A 21,416-nucleotide genomic window follows, 5' to 3' on the forward strand; every position below is an offset into this window, starting at 1 on the left:
GATAAAAAATCATGGATATAGAGGCCATTCTTATCCCGATTCCCGGGGACAATCCCTCCGGAGAAAACCTGCGGTATACCTCTGTGTATGACGAGATCCAGGAGGCCAGGCGGGCAGATGAGGTGCTGGAGCAGGGAGATTGGCAGCATGAGTTAAAGACTTCGGACTGGGGGGCTGTAAAGACGCTGTGCATTGATGCCCTGACAAAAAAAACAAAGGATCTGCAGATTGCGGCCTGGCTCCTGGAATCCCTCACCGTTACCCAGGGATTTGAAGGGGTGATCCTGGGCCTTGACATCATTAACCGGATGATGGCGGCATTTTGGGATTCCATCTATCCTGAAATTGAAGATGGGGATCTGGACTACAGGGTGGGGCCCCTTGAGTTTGTCAATGACAAGCTCTGGTTCCCAATCAAGGAGATCCAGGTGACGGACCCGGCCGTTGGCCAGGGGTTTTCCTGGGTGAAATGGCAGGAGTCCCGCCAGGTTGGGTATGAAAAAGATACCCAGAACCAATATGGCGATGTGATTGACGACAAAAAAAAGGCCCGGGACGAACAGCTGGCCGAGGGCAAACTTGCGGCGGAAGACTTTGACGCCGCCGTGACCGCATCTTCCAGGGCCTTTTATGAAAATCTGTTTGAACAGACGGCCCGGTGCCTGGAATTGTTCCAGGCGCTTGACGCCATTGTGGATGAGAAATTCGGCAGGAATGCCCCTCGGCTGGCTGAGCTGAAATCTTCACTGGAGGACTGTCATGATTTTGCCGCCAGGGCCGTGAAGGAAAAACGCCAGGTCGAGCCTGATCCCGACCCTAAACCTGAACCTGAACCTGATTTGGCGCGGGACGGGACGGATGGGGACATTTCCGGGGCGGCCCAGGAGGTACCGGAAATCCGCCAGGGCGTCACGCCGCCTGCCCAAGGGCAGGGGGGGCGTGTTCCCCCGGCCCAGGTGGCCACCTATCATGTCAACCGGCTGCTGGGCAGTGCCGGGCTGGAGGAGGCCCTTTGGCAGGATGCCTTGAAGAAACTGGGTACAAAAGGAATAAAACCTGCCCTGGAGCAGTTACTTGGGGCATCCTGCAGCGCCCAGTCGGTCCGTGATAAAACCAATTTCCGCCTGCTCATGGCCCGGCTCTGCCTGCGAGCCAACCGGCCGGATCTGGCCAGGCCCATTGTCGAAGAATTGAATACCCTGATTGAGGATCTGCAATTGGAGCGGTGGGAATCCCCCATCTGGATTGCAGAGGCGCTGGGGACACTCTACCAGTGCCTCACGGCCGAAGGCAGTTCCGATGACGACCGCTACCGGGCCCATGAGATATTAACCCGGTTGTGTACCCTGGATGTGACCAAGGCCATGGAGTATTCAAACCGAGATATGGAATAACCAATGAAAAACAAAAACCTATAAACCAAACCAAAAGGAGATTGTGATGGCCAAGGAAAGTTTACAGCACACCTTGGACCGGGTGAGATCCCCGAGAGTCCAGATCACCTATGACGTTGAAGTGGGTGATGCCATTGAAATGAAAGAAATCCCTTTTACCGTAGGCGTATTGGCGGACCTGTCCGGTAAACCCGAAGAGCCCCTTCCCAAACTCAAGGAAAGAAAATTAATTGAGATTGACAGGGACAATTTCAACAATGTCCTTGAGGGAATGGCGCCGAGACTGGCCTATCGGGTGGACAACAAACTGACAGAAGACGATTCGTCCATGGCCGTGGAGATTAAATTCAAATCCCTTGATGATTTCCACCCGGAAAAGGTCGCACGGCAGATTGATCCCATACGGAAACTGGTGGAAGCCAGGGAAAAGCTGACAGGACTGCTCAATAAACTGGATGGAAACGACAAACTGGACGAATTGCTTCAGGATGTTATTTCCAGTACGGATGCACTTGAGAAACTGGGCCGGGAAGCCGGAGTGAAAAAAGACGAGTAACCTTAGGAGAATAAAGGAGACATCCAATGGCTGAAAAAGAACAACAGGTCCAGCCCGAAGACGCCGCTGCCCAGGAAACCACCCAGGAGGCCGGGCTGCTCGACCAGATCATATCAGACGGCCGCCTGGCAAGGGATGACAGCCAGAAAGCATGGGCCAAGGATCTTTTGGGGGAATTCGTATCCCAGATCATGGAAGGGGAAATCACCGTATCCAAGGATACGGAGGCCATGATCAATGCCAGAATCAGCGAAATCGACAAGCTGATTTCAAACCAGCTCAACGAAGTCATGCACCATGAAGAATTCAAAAAGCTGGAAGCCTCATGGCGGGGCCTGGCTTATCTGGTGGACAAAACCGAGACCGGCGAGAGAATGAAGCTGCGGGTAATGAACGTATCCAAGAAAGACCTGCTCAAGGATATGGAAAAGGCTGCTGAATTTGACCAGTCCGCCCTGTTCAAAAAGGTGTATGAAGAGGAATTCGGCATGTTCGGAGGGGCCTCCTACGGCGCTTTGATCGGGGATTATGAATTCACAAGCCATCCCCAGGACATCGCCCTGTTAAGCAAGGTGTCCGAGGTGGCCGCCGCTGCCCATGCCCCTTTTCTCACCGCGGCGGGCCCGGAATTGTTCAACATGGACAGCTTTACCGAACTGGGAGAGCCCCGGGATATGTCCAAGATTTTTTCAAGTGCGGAATATGCCAAGTGGAAATCCTTCAGGGAGTCTGAGGATTCAAGGTATGTGGCCCTTGCCATGCCCCATATCCTTATGCGGCTTCCCTATGGAGAAGATAACGTGCCTGTGGAAGCCTTTGACTTTGAAGAACGAGTGGACGGCACCGACCACAGCCAGTACCTGTGGGGCAATGCCGCCTACGCGCTGGGGACCCGCCTGACGGATGCCTTTGCCAAGCATTCCTGGTGTGCCGCCATCAGGGGGGTTGAAGGGGGCGGACTTGTGGAGGATCTTCCGGTACATACCTTCAGGACCGATGAGGGGGATGTGGCGTTGAAGTGCCCGACAGAAATTGCCATAACGGACCGGCGGGAAAAAGAACTCGCCGACTTGGGCTTTATTCCCCTGGTTCACTGCAAAGGCACCGACTATGCCGCCTTTTTTTCCACCCAGAGTGCCAACAAGCCAAAGATATACGATTCCGATGCCGCCAATGCCAATGCACGGCTGTCATCCCAGCTTCAGTATATCATGGCCACATCACGGTTTGCCCATTACCTGAAATCCATGATGCGGGACAAGATCGGCAGTTTCATGACCCGGCAGAATGCAGAAGATTACCTCAACCGCTGGATCTCCAACTATGTTCTGCTGGATGATAATGCGTCCCAGGAAATGAAGGCCAAGTATCCGCTGCGGGAAGCCCGGATCGATGTCAGTGAAATCCCGGGTAAGCCCGGGGCGTACAGGGCCGTCAGTTTTCTCAAACCCCATTTCCAGCTGGACGAATTGTCCGTGTCCCTGCGCCTGGTGGCTGAGCTGCCGCCGCCAGCCCAGGGTTAAGGACAATATACCGGTGACCGTGACTTATGACAAATCAGGTTAATCTTACGGCATCCCTTCTGGACAGGCTTCTGGATAATGACCCCAAATCGGGACGGGAGCCTGCCCAGTTCAGGGTTATATCGGAAAAACAGATACTGGACGCTGTGGTCAGGGATATTGAAAATCTTTTAAATACCCGGTGCAGCCCCATCAGGATTCCGGTTGCATTTACCCATTTGAGAAAGTCGGTTATCCGGTACGGCATCAGGGATTTTTCAACTGAGAATCCGGAAACCAGTCTGGCCAGGCAGAAGTTGTGCAAGGAGATCGAGGCGGCCATTTCAATCTTTGAACCCCGGCTGAAGCGGCCTGTTGTGCGCCTTGAGACCGAGGCGCAGAAAAACCGGAGGGTCTATTTCAGAATATCCGGAATCCTGGTGATTGAACCCTTGTCCGAACCGGTCTCCTTTGACACTTTTTTTGACCTGAACCGGGGCCGGTACGTGATTTCAAAATAGGCCCCTGCAAAGAGAAAGAGACGGGCCGCTGTAATCATTTTCATATAAATCGAGCGATGATACCTTGACATGGACGATACCTTATTAAGCTATTATGAGCGGGAACTGACCTTTATCCGGGAAATGGGGGCCCAGTTTGCGGCCAAATACCCGAAAATCGCAGGACGCCTTCAACTGGAGCCCGATAACTGCCATGATCCCCACACCGAGCGCCTCATAGAGGCGTTTGCCTATATCAGCGGAAGGATTCATAAAAAAATAGATGATGATTTTCCTGAGATTACCGAATCCATTATGGGAATCACCTATCCCCATTACAACAACCCCATCCCGTCCATGACCATTGTCAGGTTTATGCCCAATGAAAAAAGCATCACGGAGAAGGGGTACGGGATTCCAAAGGACGTCACCCTGTTTTCACGGCCGGTAAAGGGGGTGCCCTGCACCTTTACCCTTTGTTCCCCTGTATCCCTGTGGCCGGTGAAAATAGGGGCCGTCTCCCTTGAAGATCCCGGTCCCGAGGCCGGCAGGGCCGTTCAATGCCTCCATATCGGGCTTGAAACCGTAAATGATATTGATTTTTGCGACCTGGAATGTGATTCCCTGCGTTTTTTCCTCAACGGCCAGGCCCAGCATGTTTTCCACCTCTACCAAAGGCTGTTTAACAACAGCTGCGGCATTGAACTCGCCTATACGGATACAAAGGGCGCAAAGCAACGCATTCAACTGGATGCCGGCGCCATCAGCCCTGTGGGGTTCGATCCGGAAGACAAAATGCTGCCCTTCAGCAAACGTTCCTTTCCGGGCTATCTGCTTTTGTTTGAATACTTCACCTTTCCGGAGAAGTTTTTGTATTTTGACCTGGCAGGATTGGAGACACTCAGGGGAGGCGGTAAAGGCACAGCCATTTCATTAAACATTTACCTGGATGAGGCTGTTAAACGCGAAGTGGTGGTGAATACGGAAACCTTTGCATTGTATACCGCTCCTGCCGTTAACCTGTTCAAGAAAATTGCCGAACCCATGCGGGTGGAGCACCGGAAAACCGAATACCGGGTCGTGCCGGATTTAAGGCGGGCCAATGCCACTGAAGTTTATACCGTGGACCGGGTGACCCCGGCCACGGTGTCCGGGGATACTGAAAAGGAATACCGGCCTTTTTACTCCATCCGCCACCACCTTTCCTTTGAAGAGACCGGAACCAAACATGTGTTCTGGCACAGCCAGCGCAGGCCGTCGGGGAAGAAGGAGGATAAGGGGACAGAGGTGTATCTCTCTTTTACCGATCTGAATATGACCCCTGCAGATCCGGATACAGAGATTCTCACCATCCACCAGACCTGCACCAACAGGGACCTGCCCTCACGGCTGCCCTTCGGGGATAAACGGGGTGATTTTACCATGGAGCTTGCCGCTCCAGCGGATAAAATCATCTGCCTGGTCAAACCCACCCCCACCCTCCGGCCCTTCATGGGCAGGTCATTGCAATGGCGGATGATTTCCCATTTGTCCCTGAACTACATCTCCATCGTGGAAGGGGGGGAAGATGCCTTAAAGGAAATATTAAACCTCTACGATTTTCAGGGCTCCGCCACCACCAAACAACAGGTCAGCGGTATTGTTTCTGTGGCCTGCCGCCATGTAACCAAACGGGTCCGTCATGCCTTTGCAAGGGGGGTTGAAATTACCATCACCATGGACGGGGATAAATTTGTAGGGTCAGGCCTTTATCTTTTCGGCGCCGTATTGGAGCGCTTTTTCGCCCAATACGTGTCCGTGAATTCTTTTTCCCAGCTTGTATTGAAAACCATCCAGAAAAAAGAGGAATTAAAACGGTGGCCTCCACGAAGCGGCAATCAGATCCTGATTTGATATCCGGAATGGGCACAAGCATAGAGGAAACGCTCTATGATGCCTTTTATGAATTTTCGTTTTTCAGGGCCGCCGCCCTGCTGGAAAAGCTTGCCCCGGAAAAGGAGGCGCTTGGCAAGGCGCTGGAGCCTGAGAAAGAACCGGTGCGGTTTTCCGTCAACCCTGGGTTTTCCTTTCCGGCCAGTGATATTGCCGGCTTAAAAAAGGACCGGGAAAACGGCCGCGCTGATATGGCGGTGGCATTCATGGGCCTTATCGGGCCTTCGGGCCTCCTCCCCGACTGGTATAATCAGCTGGCCATGGACCGGATTAAAAAAAAAGACCACACCTTTACCGATTTTTTAAATCTTTTTCACCACAGGCTGATTACCCTGTTTTACCTGGCCTGGAAAAAACAGCGGTTTCCGGAAAACTACATCCCCGGTGCCGGAGACAGGCTGTCGCGGTACCTTTTAAGCCTTGCCGGGCTTGGCACTTCCGGGATGGTCGGGCTTCTTGGGCTGCCCAGGGAATCCTTGACCTTTTATGCGGGGCTGCTTTCCCTGCCCGTGGCATCGGCCACGGGAATTGAAGCCGCCATTGAATATTTTTCAGGGGCGCCCACCCGGGTGCAACAATTTGTGGAAAGGGAAGTTCCCCTGGAAGACGCGGACTGCACGCGCCTTGGGGCCGCCAATGCCTCCCTTGGGCTGGATGCGGTCTGCGGCAGCCGTGTCAAAGAATGCCAGACCAAATTCAGGGTCAACCTCGGACCCGTATCATACAGGGACTACCGTCGGTTTATCCCCTCAGGCGACCTCCTTGGTCCGGTGTTTTCACTGACCCGTTTCATGGTGGGGGTGGAGTTTGAATTTGAACTCAGGATATTTCTGAAAAAAGAGGATGTCCCGGGATGCAGACTCGGGGAACCCGGACCGGAACGGGCCTGTCTTGGCTGGACCACCTGGACGGCGTCCCCTGAACATCGGTTTGACAAAGATCAGTACATTACCTTTCAGGAGGCGGATCTCCGCCAGGTTAAAAAATCCGCGCCACCACCCGGCCGGGAAAAAAGCCAGGTTTAATCTTAAGGAAAGGAGCAAGGATGGCAGTATCCAATCTAAAATCACTTATCGGCAAACTGAATACCGCATGCAGGAAGAGCTTGGAATCCGCGGCAGGGCTGTGCCTGTCCCGTACCCATTATGATGTGGAACTGGAGCATTTTTTCCTGAAACTTTTTGATATCCAGAATACGGATCTCAACAAAATTCTTAAGTATTTTGAAGTCAACGAATCCCACCTGATCCGGGATCTCACCGATGTCATGGAAAAATTTAAAACAGGGAATGCAAGGACTCCGGCCCTGTCCCCCAGGATACCGGAAATGATAAAACAGGCCTGGCTTACGGCCTCGGTTGATTTCACCGCCCCCTCGGTACGGTCGGGCCATATTCTGCTGTCCCTGTTGTCAAATCCGGAATCCGCAAGAAGCCTGGTCTCCAGTTCGTCTTTGTTTGAAAAAATATCGGTTGAAACATTGCAGGAATCCTTTATGGAGCTGACATCGGGCTCTGTTGAAGACCAGGAGCAGGGCGCCCGGGAAGCTGCCGGCCCTGTGCCGGACAGCAGCGTTTCCGCATCTGGCCCGGGCGGCAGCGCCCAGGCCCTGGCCCAATACACCATCAACCTGACCGAAAAGGCCGGGGCCGGGGAAATTGACCCGGTGCTGGGCCGGGACTTTGAAATCCGCCAGATGGTGGATATCCTGATCCGGCGGCGTCAGAACAACCCCATTCTCACTGGCGAGGCAGGGGTCGGAAAAACTGCGGTTGTGGAGGGGTTTGCCCTGAGGATTGCCCAGGGGGATGTGCCGCCGGTGCTCCAGGGGGTGGCCGTACACACCCTGGATTTAGGGCTGCTCCAGGCCGGTGCCGGTATCAAGGGCGAATTTGAGGAAAGGCTTAAATCGGTCATCAACGAGGTCAAGGCCTCTCCTGTTCCCATTATTCTGTTCATTGACGAAGCCCACACCCTCATCGGAGCGGGCGGGGCCGCCGGTTCCGGCGATGCGGCCAACCTGCTGAAACCCGCCCTGGCCAGGGGAGAGCTGAGAACCATCGCCGCCACCACCTGGGCGGAATATAAAAAATACTTTGAAAAGGATGCGGCCATGGCCCGGCGTTTCCAGGTGGTAAAAATTGAAGAGCCGGACGAGGAAAAGGCCATGGTCATGATGCGGGCCATTGCGCCCTTTCTGGAAAAACATCACCAGGTCATGATCACCGATGAGGCGCTCCAGGAAACGGTCCGGCTCTCATCCCGGTATATCTCCGGCCGTCAGCTTCCGGACAAGGCGGTCAGCGTATTGGATACGGCCTGCGCCAGGATCGCCATCGGGCTGACAACAGAGCCTGCGGCCATTGAAGATGCCAGGCGGTATATGGACCAGCTGGACCGGGAGAAAACCATTCTGGAAAAGGAAACCGCCCTGGGCAGGGATCATGGTGAGCGGCTTGCCCGGATCGCCGAAGAAAAAGAAAGGGCAGAACAGGAACTGGACCGCCTTGGCTCCCAGTTTGAAAAGGAGATGGCTGTGGCTCAAGGTATCCGGGAGATCCACGCCGACATTCGGGACCGCCATGAGAGCCAGGACAATGAGGGGCTTGAAGATAAACAAAGCCAGCTGGCCAAACTGGAGGCAGAATTTGAAGAGATTCAAAAGGAGGAGGCATTGGTGCATATTGCCGTGGATTGCGATACGGTGTCTGCCGTCATCTCCGGATGGACAGGTATTCCCACAGGGTCCATGCTCACCGATGAGATTGAAACGGTCCTCTCCCTGAGCCGCCGCCTCAAGGAGCGTATCATCGGCCAGGACCATGCCCTTGAAGCCATTGAGCAGGTGATTCAGACCGCCCATGCAGGCATCGAAGACCCCTCCAAGCCCACAGGCGTGTTCATGCTGGTCGGCCCCTCCGGCGTCGGTAAGACCGAAACCGCCCTGGCATTGTCCGATATGCTTTACGGGGGTGAACAGAATATGATCACCATCAATATGTCAGAATTCCAGGAAGCCCACACCGTGTCCAGCCTCAAAGGGTCCCCCCCGGGGTATGTGGGATACGGCGAGGGCGGCGTCCTCACCGAGGCGGTCCGGCGTAAACCCTACAGCGTGGTGCTTCTGGACGAGGTGGAAAAGGCCCATCCCGATGTCACGGAAATGTTTTACCAGGTATTTGACAAGGGATATATGGAAGACGGGGAGGGCAGGGTCATTGATTTTAAAAATACCTTGATCATACTGACCTCCAACCTGGGCACGGATCTGATTATGAAGGCCTGCCTGGGCCAGGAATCCATACCTGAACCGGATGTTTTATCGGAAATGCTCACCCCTGATCTCCAGGCCCATTTTAAACCGGCCTTTCTGGGACGGATGAAAATCGTGCCCTATTTCCCCATCACCGACGACAATATGAAGCTGATTATCCGGCTCAAGCTCCAGCGGATTGTCAAACGCATGGCCGGCAACCGGCAGATTGAACTGAGGTATGAGGACGCCATCATCGACGCCATTGCCGAACGCTGCACCGAGGTGGACTCCGGGGCCAGGAATGTGGACCATATCCTGACCAACACCCTTTTGCCCGAGATGAGCCGGGAGCTTCTGTCACGCATGGCCAAAGGGGAACCCGTGAGCAAGGTTGAGGTGGCCCTGGGTAAAACAGGATTTGAATTCAGGCTGGAATAGTCAATGGTGCAGCGGCCAAGCCCCTGTCCGGTAACCTTTTGGCGGCCCCGGATCAGGGAAGGTCAATACGGGTCTGCCCCGGACTTTGAATGGTGATGGTCCCCCCCCAGGTGCAGGTCAGGGTGGCGGTATCGTTCAGGGCAGGCTGGTTGCCAATGAGCACGGTGGGGGCGCCGGGTTTCCAGGGAGAAGCCGTTGCCGGCACACAGGGCGCAGGCGTCGGGGTGTATACACCGAGTGCGGCTGTGGTCGCAGCGGAGGTGGCGGCGGCAACGGCCGGATTGGACTGGGTGTTGCACATGCCGAATGATACGATATTCTTTAAGGGCAGATGATCCATGATGTTGGCCATGGGCGTGGTGCTGGAGACTCCCTTTTCAGGGGTGACCGCAAGGGCGCTGGGGGTTGTACCGAAGCTGCATTGAAGCATGGCGCCTGCACAGACTTGTTTCGGCATTGAATAATGTCCTTTCGAAAGATTTATTTTGTTTTCCGGTTGGCGTCCGTCACCTTAATGGGTTCCGGTCCGAAAATCTTACCGTTCATGATAATGTAGCACAGGTTTTTTCCCGGAGGAAAAACAGCCTTTTCTCCCCCGGCCAGGGCGTTGATGGAAAAATACCCCCGGCCGAGCATGCCCCGTGCAAGCGGTTTTCCATACACCGGCACCGCCCAGTCAAAGCGGACAGGGGCCTCCCGGTTAAGCCCGACAACTGCCAGGGTAACCGGAATGACGGCTGCAATGTCGGTTCGGCCGCCGTCTTTAAGATGGTGCATGCTTTTTTCCCCGGCCAGGTGGTAATCGTGGATTGACAGGGTGAAGGCGCCGAATATATTGAGACGGGGTGTATTCCCCTCCATTGAATATTCACTGGAAAACCTGAGTCCGTATTCAGGGGGATCTGGGGTTTTGGCTGTGGGCCGATAACAGGGCATTCCCCCAATTGCACGGGAAGCCGGCTCCGGATGGACAGGCGTTGACATTAGGGGGACAGGCTCCCTGTCCCCGTGCAGTTCAACCACAACCGTGTTGGACGCCTGATCAAAATTAATTACCCCGATAGACCATGTCCCCGTATCCCAGTCCATTTGCAGCCGCCGGGCATCCAGCCGGGTCATTTGGGCCATCCTCAATGCAAGCCCCGGCGGTTTTGGGCCGTCCAGATCCGGGCTGCCGTCTATAGGGGTCTTGTTTCCTGTTTCATGGCCAAAGGCCGCTGCAAACCGGACAGCCCCGGTCCTCATGTTCGTTCCGGCCAGAATGCAGTTTGCAGGCAGGCGGATTTCCCAGTCCCGGTCCCCGCTCTGGGCAATGGCCATGACCAGGGGCAGCCAATCCACATCCGTGGTCCATATGTGTTGGGGCGCACTGACCGCCACCCCTGAAAAATCTTTATCCAGCAGCCCTGCTTCCCGGGTCCGCAGCACCAGAGAATCGGAACTGAAAAATTCATCATCACTGAATGCCATCAATGGCTCAATGCTTTCATCCGTCCGGGCAAAAACCAGGGCTGCCCAGACCAGCAGCCAAATCAATTGTATGAAAATGCAGCGTCCTTTAATCATAATGCCCCTTTAAACTTTTAATCAGGATATCCGGAAAGAATGGGGACCATAGATACCGCCGTCGGCGATGATGTAAAAAACATAGTCCCCGGGGGGCAGCTCACGTATCTTTCCTTTTTCATCGGCATCAATGGAAAAATATCCCTGGAATACGGTTCCCAGATCCATGGGATTTCCATAGACGGGGACGCCCCATTCAAAGGTCAGGGGCTTGTCCCAGTCCACGCCCAGGACAGCCATTGTCACAGGAACGACCGCCGCGACATTCTGGGGGCCAGCGCCCTGGTAATCATGGGTCACCTGATCGTCGGGCAGGTGAAACACTCTCAATGCAAACCTGAAGGATCCGTAAACATAAAAAAAAGGATACCCAGGGTCGCTGCTCTGTTCATAGGTGAAGGAGACGCCGTAGGCCGGCGGCCGGGGGGTTTTATCAATGGGCAGGTAACAGGGGGCTTCGCCGCCCCCTTCAAGGAAGGGGTCCGGAAATATCGGCCGGGTCGGCATATACTGGGCCGGGCCTTCTCCAGTCAATTCAACGGGCACGGTATTTGACGCCCAGTCATAATAAATAAGTCCAAAGGTCCAGTTTCCGGGTTCCCAGGGGATATTCAGCCGCTCTTTGGCATCAATTTCCCTGAGCTGGGCCAGGGCCAGGGCCAGCCCGGGCGGTTTCGGCCCCCTTGATTCTTCGGTTTTTTCCGGTTCTGGGCTTCTCTCCTGCTCATCCTGGATAAATGCCTCTGCAAAACAGACCGCACCGTTTGCCATATTGGTTCCCACCACCTGGCAATTGGCTCCCAGTCTCATCTCCCAATCCCTGTCACCGCTGAGGCGGACCGCCATAACAAGGGGAATTTTCCCCCGTATCCTGGTGTCTATTTTTCCAGGCGCATTCACAGCCATCCCCGTATAGTCCACATCCAGCAACCGGGATTCACGGGAGTCATGAACGGCTTGATCTGCATCAAAAAATTCTGATTCATTAAATTTAAGGATTTCCTTGACAATGTCCTCTATTGAAACCATAGTCTTCTCCGTCCAGTGTGCACCTGGGTTGATTCTGGCTTGTCCTGCATCTGCGGCACCGTCCTGTTACAGCGTTTTCATCTTTGCAAGCTGAAGGCAGGGCTGGCACATTTTGCAAAAGTCCCTGCTCTCTTTGTCCGTCGTTCTATGGAACATGATACATACACTGCCTCTGTCCTCGGGTTCCGGTTCCTTTTCACCGGCATTCTGCCAGTTCACTTTTTTCTTAACATCCGAGCCTTTAGGGGCATCAAATTCATCTTCAAACACAAGCCGGCTGCCATTGACGGCTTTCAGCTTTCGTTCCACCCCCGCAATCCAGACGGTGCTGCCCGGGCCCAGGTCTTTAAAATCAGTTGGGTCGTCCAGTTCATAGGTATCTGTATTTTTGGTGGGATCATTTTTTATGGTGGTCTGAATTTTAAATTCCACGGCGGCATCTTTGGTACTGGTGAAACCGGAGGTGAATTCCAGTTTGTTGCCGGGATTGACTTTTTTCAGGGTCTTTTTCACCCCGTTGACGAAAACATCCAGCCCTTCAACCTTTTTCAAGGCATTGGCATCCACCACCTCGTGGATCGTTTTGGCCGTGGTTTCGGCTTTTTTTATTTTTGTTTTAATGCTGTGTTTGACAACCTGGTCTTTTGCCGAGAGAAATTTCTGGGTAAAGACAAGTTTCTTTCCCTTGACCCCCTTCAGTGTTCTGTTGGTCCCGTTTACCTTGATGGCCTGGCCCACCAGCTTGTCAAAATTAGCCGGATCCGTCACCTCATGGTCGTTTCTGGTGGTTGACGGTTCCGTCTTGGTTTTTGTTTGAAATGTCAACTGATTCTCAGACCAGCCTTTGCATTTGCCCATGGTATATTTGGTCACGGCTGAGCGGCAATGGGAACCGGAACCGCCATGGGCCACATATTGCTTGGGATGATTTTTCAGTGACGGGAGTTTTGTGGCGGCATTTCTGGGGGTCAGCCCCACCTTATGACCGAATTCATGGGCTGTGGTATTGTTGAATTCTATCTCATTCTTGTTTGACGTCGAGGATGACGGCGGAGGGACATAGGTTGCGACAATACCGGCCGGGTCAGCCCAGCCTGCCCATGCTTTGCCCCACCTTACCTTCAGTTTGATATAGACGGGCGCGGTCTGGGTGGGCACCGGCGGATTGCCGGTTGCCCCCTTGGACAGGTCCACTTTAACGGTATAGGTGGTTTCCCGTCCGTGGTAGACCTCAACACATCCGTCGGCAATGCTTCCGCCTTTTGCCCAGGGCCGCTGGGTCCTGCTCCACTCACCTTCGATCACCAGGGCTGCGCCTGCGGCCAGGGCCGGTTTTGATACAATGGGGCTGTACTTTATATTTCCAAGGGGGAAGGTGACCTTGCCCCCGTTTGCCTTTAAGCTGTGTATTGGGGAGGCCATGGCCTCATTTAGCGGGTCGCACTGGAATTCGCAGACAATAAGGTTGTCCTTCACCGGGTGTTCATTTTCTTTTTTTAGTTTCAGCTTGGCCTTGTTTCTGAATTGAATGATATTTCCGGTGCCCACATTGGCAACGATGTTGGTCGCGTGCCCCCCTTTTTTTAGCTGGTACTCTTTATAAAAGGTCCGGTTTTGGAAATCGGCGTCAAAATCCTCTTTTCTGAATTTTTTCTCATTGGCAAGGACCATTTCGGCAAATACCTTGGCAAAGGCTTTTGCTGCCTTCTTAGGCTCTTTTGCGGCGAAATTATTGGCATAGGTCATCTGATACCAGAATTTGCGCCATACTTCGATTTTTTTGGTCTTTATTTTTTTTGAACTGCCTGAGATGTCAATATTGGGCGCCGGTTTCAGTTCAGCACTTATTTCAAACTGATCTCCCCCGTATTGCGAGGTGTAAAAGGAAATTTCCGGTGTCCATCCGTCGTTCCCCGTCGTTATTGTCTTTTTGTCCGGCCCGGCTTTGGCGCCGAATCCATCTTTCTGGGCCCCGGTTAATTCATCGTTTCTCCAGATTTTATCATCAGAGGTCGCCCTGTTGGCCGCCTTGGTCAGTTTCCGCTTCAGTAAAACCTGAATCCCGCTCAGTTTGTCTTTTTTCTTATCCTCCCGTTCAACACGGGCCCTGAATGTTATCTTACGGCCGTATTCCGGGTGGCGCTTATCCCCGCCTTCGGTATCCGGATTCAGATTGATATACTGCCTGTAGTCTTTATTCTGGATTTTCGGCCGTGTCACCTTACCGTTGAAAACCTTTGTCTCACCGGGGGCATCGGTGAGCCCCTCAACCCACATCTTTTTGGATCCCCGGGTAACCACCTCCACAAAATCAACCAGCTTATATTTGATTTTTTCGCATGACTGGCTTTCCGAGGATATTGACCCGCCTTTGTTCGTGCTTGGCTTTTTTGGTTTTTTCGTTCCGCTCAGCGACATGGTCCGGCTTACCTCCCCTTATTGCCAAGGTTTTCCAGTGCTTTATTGATATAAACAAGGCCTTTTCTAAACAGAATCTCCGGCCGTTTTTCTGGATCATCAACGGTCTCGTCGTTGAGGGTGTCACCGCACCAGGGATACAGCGGATCCCGTGCAAATCCTTCTCCCATCATAAACATGAAAAAAATAAAACAGATAATGCCTGGATCGCTTGAAACTGAATAGGTGGCAGCCTCTTTTTTACCCCTGGCAATCAGCTCCATCAGGGCGGTGTCTCCGACATAGCTGCATTTTTCAGGAAAGTTGTGTTTAAGCCGGGGCAATATATCTGTTTCAAGGGGACCGCTGCTTCTGCATGCCGATTCAAACGCTTCTCCGCTTGCACGCCCAAGGGATGCCACGGCATATTCCCGGTTGGGCCCGCCCACCCTTTCCAGGTAGTCCATGGTTTTTTCAAAAAGCCTGTCCGCCCGTTTTTCCTGGTTTTTAATACCCGGGTCAGCAAGAATTTGCCCGGCCCAGGGCAGCTGGCAGTCCGTATCAAAATAACTGCCCAGCATGAACATCATTTCAATGTAGAACTGTACCGGCCCATAGTTGGTAAACCCGTATGCTTCAGCCTGGCTGATGCCGAGTTGAACAACCTTGCGGATTCCTTTTTCGCCCAAAGCCAGGCTGTGTTGGGGGGCAAAGTCCAGGCAGTGTTCAACCATACCGTCCTCAAAGTTCCGCAGCGCCACCTGCCGGAAAATTTTCATCTGTTCATTGCGGATCTTCAGCATGGTTTCCTCCAAAAAAAAGACGGATCAGGAAAGGGATACCTTATCCTGCTGCAACTGGTTTCCTGCCCGGTGAAAATTCAATAATACGGACGGATCGGCATCTTCCACAATAAAGCGTTGCGCAGGGCCAAATACGGTGTTGAGTTCTTCTTCATTACAGATGGGCAGATAGGTCCTGAGCACCCTCGGGTCATAAAAGCGGAAAAAATAAGATTTCCCCTTTTCATCATATACGGTCAGGCAGGTCCGAAAATGTTGCACCAGCTCATTCAGGGAGGCCCGGGACCGGACAAAGGTGGCACGGCTTTTTCCCCATCCCTCTTCCAACAGCCAACGGAAAAAGGGATCTTGTTCCCGAACCCGGGCAAGGTACGGTGACACCCAGGCAAGTTCCCGGGCCCTGTCTCCCCTGTGAAGGCAGATACAGTCAGATTTAACCTGGGAGAGTTTGGGATAGATGCTTTCACTTCTGGCGGCATCCACAAGGGCATAAACATGGAGCGGGGCCTGTCCTTCCACGGGCGGCCATAATTGATGTACAATTTTATCGATGTTAACTGATGCCATGGTCGTTTTTTCTTAAGTGCCTCACGGGCGCTGGGTTATTGCGGTCATGTATCGCACAGCGGTTTTCCGGATTTCGCCGCATCCTTTAAGGCCTGGACCTGGGGGGTGGACGTCGGCGGAGGCGGTTTCATGAGAATTTTCGCGCTCTTTCCGGGTACTGCCGTGTCTGCTTCCCTTGGGGTTTCAGGCGGTTCAGGATTTGATCCCATCCCCGACCCAGGCGCCCCGCCGCTGTTTATCATTACACTTGTGCCCTGGATCGTGACACCGGATGAACCGATGTCGATAAAATTACTGCCCACCTTGAGGGAGATCTGGGTGTCTGCTTCCAGGATAATTGTCATCCCCGCCTTTAAGTGGATCGCTCCTGAGGCATCAAGGGCATGGTTGCCGCCGGTCTTTTCCTGAATATCCCCGCCGGTTTCCAGGGAATAAGAGCCGTCAACCGCTTCATTCCTGTTCCCCAGAACAGAGAGGTGTTTATTTTCATAGATGGCCTCAATCTGGTCTTTTTGAACGATAAGGTGACTTTCATTGCCGACCCATTCATACCGGTCTGTTTTCGTACGGATATCCTGGTTGCGCTGGGCATGGATAAAGACCTGTTCCTCGCCGGCCTTGTCCTCAAACCGGATTTCGTTAAATCCGTCTCCGCCCGGGCTGGAGTTGGATTTGAAGGTGGTCTTTGTTTTTTCGTCAGGCAGGGCGTAGGGCGGGGTGTTTACCCCGTGGTAAACCTGGCCCGTGACAATGGGGCGGTCCGGGTTGCCTTCGAGGAATTCAACGATGACTTCATGGCCGATCCTGGGCAGGTAAACTGCCCCCCAGCCCAGTCCGGCCATGGACTGGGCCACCCTCAGCCAGCAGGTCGAGTTTTCATTTAACTCGCCTTCCCTGTCCCAGTGAAACTGGACTTTTATCCGGCCCAGTTCATCCGTATATATCTCTTCCCCTGCCGGCCCAACCACAACGGCGGTCTGTACCCCTTTAATGACAGGAACAGGCGTCTTCCGGGGGGGCCTGAAAGGGACGTCATGGGGGATGCATTCAAACTGGTTTTCATATATTTTCATTCCCGGACCGGCGGATACACCGCTGGTATATGTCGCTTCCTGGTCCATTCTATGGGCAACACGGGTCAGCAGGTATTTTGTGTTGTTCCATTTTACATCCTGTTCCGGACATCTGAGAGTGAATTTGGCCCCGGCCGTATACTCCCTGAAGCTGCCCGTCCCGCTTAAGGTGGCCACCCGGGCTTCCTCTTCTTCCATTCTGATGGCTGCCAGGCTGTCCCCGGCATCCCTTTTTTCATATCCGCCGGGATAATCATACCGCTCCCTTATACCGGGGCCCAGACCGATTGTGGTATCATAGGTGACTTCCAGGTCCGTATCGGGAATATCGTAATTATAATCTTTAAGGGTATATTTCCCTGACCGGATCTGCTTTTTCAATGTCAATTGTTCAATCTGGTCGGTGAAATCTTCCCGGCCGCTGAGAAAAAAGTTGAACCCCTCCTTGTCCCAGCAGGATGCGTTGGCCCCGGCATGGTTCGCGATGACCATGGTATGCTTGCCGTGCTCATGCTCGAAAAAATAAAAAATCCCTTCCTCTTCCAGAAGCCGGGAAACAAAATTGAAATCCGTTTCATTGTACTGGACCGTATACTCCCGTTTTGGGAGTTTACCGGTCAGGTCCATCCTGTAATCTTCAAACTGATTATCGGAGAAGACTTTTTCAATGATTTCCCGGACAGACATTTTCTGGAATATCCTGGAATCACTTGTCCGGGTCAGCAGCCAGAACCATGGAACAATGGTGGCCGCATACCGGTAAATCCCCTGATCCTTGCTGCCGCTGAACTCCTGGCTGAATCTGGAAACCACTCCGTTAATAAATCGATAGGCTTCGTCAAGCACAGCCGTGATGGTGACATTCTGGCCGACGATTTTTTCAAAGTTGACGGACTGCTCTTCGGAAATCAGCGTTAGATCAAACTGAAACAGGTCAGAGATGCCTTCCCGGCCGGTAAAACCGGTCAGAAGAAGGGCATTTTCACCTAATGGGGTTTCAATTGAAAACTCTTTATTGTCCTGCGTCAGCATAGGATCACCCTAATATGTGACTGTATAAAAACCGAAATATAACAACCCTATGGCTGTTATCCCTCCCGGGGGGGGGATACGGTGCCTTCACCGCCCCTTTTTTCCGGCAACGGCCTGAGGGACGGCGGTGGCAATTATACAAAGCGGGTAAACATCTAAAACAATGGTGCAACGCTCCCGGGGATGATACCTTTGCTGTCCCCGGGAGCTGTTTCTCCGAAAAAACAGCCGATTAAATATTGCAGTTTTGCTCAAGATCATATGCCGTCGGCACATCACCGGCACCGCCGCCGCCGGGGCGGGCCTGCTTGGTGTAGGTGGTGGTGAGTTTGCCGTAGTTGAATGTCACCGACTCGGTGGGGATCCCGCCGCCGCCACCGCCGATGCTGACAGAGGAGATCACCACGTTCTCAAGCTTGTACTCCATGTATTTCACTCTTTTTTCACCGGCGGCCCGGTTGAGCCGGAGGGTCACTTTCGAAATATGGGTGCCGCTCCAGCAGGCCTTGTTGATCAGGGGGGAGGCCGAATCCAGTTCCTTGACAACACTCAGGTCCTGGAAATCCGCCCGGGCCACGGTGCCGCCGCCGCTGGAACTGGCTGTCCCCGAGGCCATCTGGGAAACGCCCCAGTTGTAAGAAAGAATCTCGATCTGGTCTTTGTATTCTTTATCCGTACTTTCGCCTTTGATACCGTCAATTTCCAAAAAAGCATCCGAAGCCATTGTTAAATCCTCCTTAGGATAATTAACAGGGAATATCTCCCCTTTGTTTTAATGCGTTATATGGACGATCAATTACTTACAGAGTACTCAGTCGCAGAAAAATCAGAACAGAAAGAATGATGGTGCTCGGAACAGGCCAGATCAGAAAATTGAGAAAAGGGAAAAAAACAATATTGAACACATTCCCATTTTTTATAAATTTTTCATTTAAAAGTCAATTTATAATACCTGTTATTTCAAACCAATTATCCGGCCTGGGCCAGGCGTAAACCATCTTACCTGAATAATTTCCCAAACAGGGATTTTGACTTTTCTTTTGGGGCGGCCTCCTCTTGCTGGGCATCTTGATTCGTATCGTCTGCTGCTGCGTTTTGAGGCGGTTTGGGGAGATCGATTTCCATCATGCGCCCTCCTTCAAGAAAGGTGAATGCCGGTCCGGTTTTTGTTAGAAAAAGCTGGTCATCCGGGGCCAGGGGGACCGGAGACGGTAAGGGCTGGCTGTTTATCAGTACATGGCGTTTACCGGTAAGGTCCTTAACCATGTAACAGCCCTGGCTGAAAAAAATCTGGACCTGGGGGCCTGAAATAGAGGGGTGATCGATAACAAGGTCGCAATCCGCCCCTTTTCCCAGTGTAATGGGCAGTTCGGAAAATGATTTTAAAAGGGCGCCATATTGGATCACCAAAGGTATTTTAACCGGCGCCACCTGGATGTGGTCTGGTGCCGTCCTGCCGGCCGGGGGGACAGGCGGCTGTGCTGGGGATGGCCGGGCCGGAGGCGGGGTCACCGTGGGCGGCGGCTGATGCACACCAGGGGCCGCCGCCTGATCCACGGGGGCGTGGCCGCTTATGGGCTGATGGGGCCCCTGGGCCGCAGGGGAGGGCGCCGCCTCCATGGGCTCAGGTTCCGGTGCAAGGCGGGGGGGGCGTATAATTCGCGGCTTCGGTTCAATGGACGGAGCGGGGGGGTTGGGTTCCAAGGCTTCAGAGGATGGGGGAACCGATGCTGCAGGCCCAGAGGCCATACCCTGGTCTTTTTTTGAATCTTCCAGTACGCCCTCCCGGGTCAGGAAACTGACTTTCGGTCCCCCTTCGGTGAAGAAGATCACATCCCCGTTTTTCAGCCAGGCCTCTGTGACCCGGCTGCCGTTGACAAAGGTGCCGTTGGTACTGGTGTCAATTATTTTAAACCGGTTTCCCTCCCGTTGGATCCGGGCGTGGTTGCGGGAAATGACGACAAGGTCCTTTGGAAAGACAAGGTCTGATGAGGGATGGCGGCCAATGGTAATCTCGCTGCCGTCAAATTCCTGGATGCCCCCTTTCAGCGGGCCGTGGATATGAACCAGCTGAACAATTATGGCCAGGGGCTGGTTCATTGGGCGCTGCCCTTTTTAATACTTTCCAGCCTTTCATGCAGCATCTGGGCTTTTTTCAGATTTGCGCTGACCTCTTTATAGCCGGGATCAATTTGATGTACCTTGGTCCACTCATTAATGGCTTTTTCCAACTGCTCTTTGCCAAAATAATGAATCCCGAGATTGTAATGCTTTTCTTTGAACGTATCCTCGCATTTTTTGATATAATCCGGGCATTTGTCGCAGTCGGCATTCTGTGAAAGGGCCGATTCAAAACTTGATTTTGCGGCCAGATACTTTTCCGCATCGTAGCGGGATAAGCCCAGCTGAAAATGGGACTTGAAAAGCTGATCCTTGATGGCCTCATTGTCAGGCGCCTCGGTTTGGGCAGCCTCAAGCAGCGGGATGGCCTGGGCATATTTTTTTTTGTTGAACAGTGCAAGGGCTTTGTCGTACGACACTGGCGCTGCCGGGGACACAGGCGCTTTTGAGGCTATATCGGGAATGGCCTCGGGTTCGGGTTCCGCCTGTTTTTCCTCGGGGGCGGGTTCCTCCTGCGTTTCCTCGGATTCAGGTGCCGCCGTTTTTTCTTCTGTCAACGGCTGTTCATATTCGGTACGGGCGGTATCTGGCTGCCCGGACAGCTTTTTTTCTGCGCGTTTGGAATCAAGGTATGCCTGTTGTTTCTGCTGGAGGCTGGCAAGGGGAAACGCTTCAGTGGCCGGTATCTTTAGTTTATCGCCGATGCGCACCCGGGTCACGTCTTTCATATTGTTGAATTTGCCGATAATGGGATAGGCTTTCAGGTCGCCGTAGTAAATCAGTCCCAGCTTTGAGACACTTTCTCCCGGCCCAAGTTCGTGAACAATATAGTCGCTTGATTCTTTGGTCACACCGCCCGGGGACAGTTTCTCCCTGGCTAGTTTATGGTCCGGCCAGTTTTGAAGGGCGGCTAAATACTCTTTTCTTGCCGCTTCATATTTTCCCTGTTCATCAAAGGCCAGTCCATTTTCATAATGCTGCCGGGCCCTGTCCTGAAGTTCGGTTACAACCCGGGATTTATGATCTGCGGCCAATTTGTTGTCGGGTTCAACCGTCAATGCCAGTTCATATTGTTCCAGCGCTTTGGGCAGAGAATCCTGCTGTTCAAGGGCAACCCCCTTTGCGATGTACTGCTGCGCCGGACTGGGCGCAGCAGATCTTTCTTTTTCCGGAGAGAGCGAAATACACCCTGAAACCAGCCATAAGGAGATGAGAATAAATAAAACGGCTCTATTCATATTCATTTTCCT

General features: G+C 53.1%; 17 protein-coding genes. 7 read left to right on the forward strand and 10 right to left on the reverse strand.

Annotation, left to right across the window (positions count from 1 at the left end; genetic code table 11):
* The first annotated feature begins 11 nt into the window (after positions 1–11).
* The 7 genes from tssA to tssH all read left to right on the forward strand — a co-directional run bounded on the left by tssA (position 12) and on the right by tssH (position 9,578).
* On the forward strand, positions 12–1,394 hold the full coding sequence (gene tssA, locus HUN04_25385) for a type VI secretion system protein TssA (GenBank protein ID WDP92873.1): 1,383 nt from the start codon (positions 12–14) through the stop codon (positions 1,392–1,394).
* 46 nt (positions 1,395–1,440) lie between these two features.
* Entirely contained in the window at positions 1,441–1,950 is a 510-nt protein-coding gene (tssB, locus tag HUN04_25390; GenBank protein ID WDP92874.1) for a type VI secretion system contractile sheath small subunit, read from the forward strand.
* A 26-nt stretch (positions 1,951–1,976) separates the two neighbouring features.
* A complete protein-coding gene (gene tssC, locus HUN04_25395; protein WDP92875.1) occupies positions 1,977–3,473 on the forward strand; it encodes a type VI secretion system contractile sheath large subunit in 1,497 nt (498 codons plus the stop codon).
* Between the two features lie 26 nt (positions 3,474–3,499).
* A complete protein-coding gene (gene tssE / locus HUN04_25400; GenBank protein WDP92876.1) occupies positions 3,500–3,973 on the forward strand; it encodes a type VI secretion system baseplate subunit TssE in 474 nt (157 codons plus the stop codon).
* Between the two features lie 69 nt (positions 3,974–4,042).
* Complete coding sequence (tssF, locus tag HUN04_25405; GenBank protein WDP92877.1) at positions 4,043–5,845, forward strand: type VI secretion system baseplate subunit TssF; 1,803 nt, start codon at positions 4,043–4,045, stop codon at positions 5,843–5,845.
* Between the two features lie 8 nt (positions 5,846–5,853).
* Positions 5,854–6,909, forward strand: coding sequence for a type VI secretion system baseplate subunit TssG (tssG, locus tag HUN04_25410; protein WDP92878.1), 1,056 nt, complete (start codon positions 5,854–5,856; stop codon positions 6,907–6,909).
* A gap of 20 nt (positions 6,910–6,929) precedes the next feature.
* A complete protein-coding gene (gene tssH, locus HUN04_25415; protein ID WDP92879.1) occupies positions 6,930–9,578 on the forward strand; it encodes a type VI secretion system ATPase TssH in 2,649 nt (882 codons plus the stop codon).
* Between the two features lie 52 nt (positions 9,579–9,630).
* On the opposite strand, the gene HUN04_25420 is transcribed toward tssH, so the two are convergent.
* From HUN04_25420 to HUN04_25465, 10 genes are all read right to left on the reverse strand, one after another.
* Positions 9,631–10,035, reverse strand: a complete 405-nt coding sequence (locus HUN04_25420) for a DUF4280 domain-containing protein (GenBank protein WDP92880.1) — start codon at positions 10,033–10,035, stop codon at positions 9,631–9,633.
* Positions 10,036–10,058: 23 nt separating this feature from the next.
* The gene (locus tag HUN04_25425) at positions 10,059–11,144 is read right to left on the reverse strand and encodes a hypothetical protein (GenBank protein ID WDP92881.1); all 1,086 of its coding nucleotides are present in this window, start codon (positions 11,142–11,144) and stop codon (positions 10,059–10,061) included.
* Between the two features lie 21 nt (positions 11,145–11,165).
* Positions 11,166–12,173 carry a hypothetical protein gene (locus HUN04_25430; protein ID WDP92882.1) on the reverse strand — a complete coding sequence of 336 codons (1,008 nt, stop codon included), beginning with the start codon at positions 12,171–12,173 and terminating at the stop codon, positions 11,166–11,168.
* Between the two features lie 66 nt (positions 12,174–12,239).
* Positions 12,240–14,591 (reverse strand): hypothetical protein, encoded by a 2,352-nt coding sequence (locus HUN04_25435; GenBank protein WDP92883.1) that lies wholly within the window; start codon positions 14,589–14,591, stop codon positions 12,240–12,242.
* Positions 14,592–14,599: 8 nt separating this feature from the next.
* Positions 14,600–15,373, reverse strand: coding sequence for a hypothetical protein (locus HUN04_25440; protein WDP92884.1), 774 nt, complete (start codon positions 15,371–15,373; stop codon positions 14,600–14,602).
* A 24-nt stretch (positions 15,374–15,397) separates the two neighbouring features.
* On the reverse strand, positions 15,398–15,940 hold the full coding sequence (locus tag HUN04_25445) for a DUF4123 domain-containing protein (protein ID WDP92885.1): 543 nt from the start codon (positions 15,938–15,940) through the stop codon (positions 15,398–15,400).
* A gap of 44 nt (positions 15,941–15,984) precedes the next feature.
* On the reverse strand, positions 15,985–18,045 hold the full coding sequence (locus tag HUN04_25450) for a type VI secretion system tip protein VgrG (protein ID WDP92886.1): 2,061 nt from the start codon (positions 18,043–18,045) through the stop codon (positions 15,985–15,987).
* A 232-nt stretch (positions 18,046–18,277) separates the two neighbouring features.
* On the reverse strand, positions 18,278–18,769 hold the full coding sequence (locus HUN04_25455) for a type VI secretion system tube protein Hcp (GenBank protein WDP92887.1): 492 nt from the start codon (positions 18,767–18,769) through the stop codon (positions 18,278–18,280).
* A 275-nt stretch (positions 18,770–19,044) separates the two neighbouring features.
* Positions 19,045–20,145 carry an FHA domain-containing protein gene (locus HUN04_25460; protein WDP92888.1) on the reverse strand — a complete coding sequence of 367 codons (1,101 nt, stop codon included), beginning with the start codon at positions 20,143–20,145 and terminating at the stop codon, positions 19,045–19,047.
* On the reverse strand, positions 20,142–21,404 hold the full coding sequence (locus tag HUN04_25465; protein WDP92889.1) for a tetratricopeptide repeat protein: 1,263 nt from the start codon (positions 21,402–21,404) through the stop codon (positions 20,142–20,144). The genes HUN04_25460 and HUN04_25465 overlap by 4 nt, the downstream gene beginning before the upstream one ends.
* Positions 21,405–21,416: the final 12 nt, after the last annotated feature.

This window comes from Desulfobacter sp. (genome assembly GCA_028768525.1).
Lineage (GTDB): Bacteria > Desulfobacterota > Desulfobacteria > Desulfobacterales > Desulfobacteraceae > Desulfobacter.